The organism is Polaromonas sp. P1_G4 (assembly GCF_056405475.1).
The window spans coordinates 1-2,685 of the sequence record NZ_JBFUCA010000549.1; the positions used below are offsets into that span (position 1 = coordinate 1).

The window sequence follows — 2,685 nt, forward strand, 5'->3', positions numbered from 1 at the left end:
ATCCAAGCGTGAGTTGGCCCATCTGTTCGGCACCTATGTACCCCCCGAACTGGTTGACGAGATGGTGAAAGATCCCGACAGCTACAGCATGAAGGCAACGACCAAGGAGCTGACGGTCATGTTTTGCGACATGCGCGGGTTCACCAAAATGTCGGAGTCGATGGAGCCTACCCAACTACAGGCTTTGCTAAACAGTGTTTTCAGCCGGCTGACAGACCTGATTCGCAGCAATCGCGGCACCATTGACAAATACATGGGTGACTGCGTGATGGCTTTTTGGGGGGCCCCTGTCGACACGCCAGATCATGCTGGTCTTGCAGTCAAAACGGCACTTGAGATGTCGAATGCAGTCAAGAAGATCAACGAGGAACACAAGATCAAGGGTTTACCCGAGATTGGCATAGGTATCGGTGTCAATACGGGCACGATGTGTGTGGGTGACATGGGTTCGGATATCCGCCGCAGTTACACCGTGATTGGCGATTCCGTGAATCTGGGTTCGCGTCTGGAGGGGCTCTCAAAAACCTACGGAGTGGATATCGTGGTCAGCGAGTCAACCCGAAAGCAGGCGAATGATTTTGCATGGCAGGAACTCGACAAGGTTCGCGTGAAGGGCAAAGATCAGGCGGTTTCCATTTTCTGGCCGTTGGTGCCGGTAGACCAGATCGACAAGGACATTGCGGCTGAGCTGAAAACCTGGGGAATGGCGTTAAAAGCTTATCGCGCGCAGGATTGGGATCAATGCGATGTGCAATTGCTCAATTTACATCGGATAAATGGCAAAAAGTTCCTTTACCGGCTGTATGCGGAGCGTGTAGCCTCTATGAGGCTGTTGCCTTTTGATCCGGAATGGGATGGCGCAACCAATTTTGTAACCAAATAGCACAACCCTCCAAGTCAAGGCCAACCGGGAAATCTCATGAAAGTACGTGTACTCGGCTGCTCGGGAGCCATTGCCAAAGACTGCCGGACCACGTCTTTTTTGCTTGACCATGATTTGTTGGTTGATGCCGGTACGGGAGTGGGAGATCTCACGCTGGATGAGATGGCCGGTGTTGACCATGTTCTGTTGACGCATTCGCACCTCGATCACGTGGCCGCGTTACCGTTGATGGTGGACGCCATTGCCGCCCGGCGAACAACACCTATCCAGATTCATGCGCTGCAGGGCACGATTGACGCACTGAAGGCGCATATTTTCAACAACACCATTTGGCCCGACTTTTCCCGCATTCCCAGCCCCGAGGCCCCGTTTGTCAGTTTTCACCCTCTGGAAATCGGACAAACCTTGTTATTGGCTGGTAAGCAAATAGAGGTTCTACCTGCCGTGCATACCGTCCCGGCTGCAGGCTACGCGGTGGCCACGGGCAAGGGGTATTGGGTGTTCACGGGCGACACGGAACAGAATCCGGCTCTGTGGGCCCGCATTAATCAGATAAGGGTTGCCATGCTGGTCATCGAAACGGCATTTAGCAATCGTGAGCGCGACCTTGCCAAGCGGAGCCTTCATCTTTCTCCTCATGCGCTTGCCAATGAACTCGATTGCATCGAGCGAGGACACAGTTATCCCATCTACATTACCCATACCAAACCGGCCGAGACCGACCTGATCATGGCCGAGATACAGCGTTTTGACCAAACCCGCCCGTTTGGCCCGAATGTATCGCACGACATCCGGTGGTTGAGGGCGGGCCAGGAGTTTGAGCTATGAGCGCCGTATTGCAACGTGACCCCGAGGACGAGTTTTTTGACTCGCAGATGTTGCCTCCCCAGGAGCGGGGCGTTACTTTTGAAGCCCTGTATTTCCGGCAGCTTCAGCTGGTTACCAACCGGATTCACGAAACGGAAAATGTCGAGCAGATCATGCTCGAAGCCAGCCAGGACATCTGCAAGCTTTTTAACGCAGACCGGTTAACACTTTATGCAGTCAACGAAGACCGCAGTTCCATTGTTTCCAAGGTCAAGACGGGGCTCAATACCAGCCGCGACCTGAAACTCCCGGTCAGTGCGCAGAGCATTGCGGGCTACGTTGCCATGGCTCGCCAGATGGTGAATATTGCGGACGTCTACGATGAGGAGGCGCTGAAGAAAATTCATCCTGCGTTGAGCTTTCTCCAGGAAGTTGACAAGCGATCCGGGTACAGAACCAAGCAGATGCTGGTGGCTCCCGTCATGGACGGAGAGACGTTGTACGGCGTGYTGCAGGTTATCAACAACCGGAGCGATCAGCCTTTTGGAAAACTTGAGGAAGACGGTGCGCTGCAGCTGTGCAAGACTTTGGGCATTGCCATACGCCAGCGAATGCAAAAAGCGGGCGACAGCCAAAGGCGCAAAGCTACCAAGTACGACGGCTTGGTGACGGAAGGTGTGCTGTCCCAAGAAGAATTACAGCAATGCATCCGCCAGGCCCGGGAAGAAGGTCAGTCTGTCGAGCATATGCTCATGGCCAACTTCCACATCCGGCCCACTCAGATTGGTGCTTCGCTTGCCAAGTTTTTTGGTGTGGCCTACGAAGCATTCAATGCTGGGCGGATTCGCTCGGAGATGTTGCATGGTGCGTTAAAACGGGACTTTATTGAACAGCAAGGCTGGATTCCGCTGGAGGAAACTACCGAAGGCCTCGTGATCATGTGTGTGGATCCGGAGGCTGTGCGAGGGGCACGCGTGGTTCCACAGGTGTTTCCC

3 protein-coding genes are annotated in these 2,685 nt (G+C 54.1%); all 3 read left to right on the top strand.

Annotated features, from left to right (window positions below; all coding sequences use genetic code 11):
• Positions 1-883 (top strand): adenylate/guanylate cyclase domain-containing protein (locus tag AC1D1X_RS20305; protein ID WP_477699012.1); only part of this gene is annotated, 883 nt, incomplete at its 5' end.
• A gap of 36 nt (positions 884-919) precedes the next feature.
• A complete protein-coding gene (locus tag AC1D1X_RS20310; RefSeq protein WP_477670596.1) occupies positions 920-1,711 on the top strand; it encodes a 3',5'-cyclic-nucleotide phosphodiesterase in 792 nt (263 codons plus the stop codon).
• The coding region (locus AC1D1X_RS20315) for a GAF domain-containing protein (RefSeq protein WP_477699013.1) at positions 1,708-2,685 on the top strand (978 nt) is incomplete at its 3' end. The genes AC1D1X_RS20310 and AC1D1X_RS20315, both read left to right, overlap by 4 nt.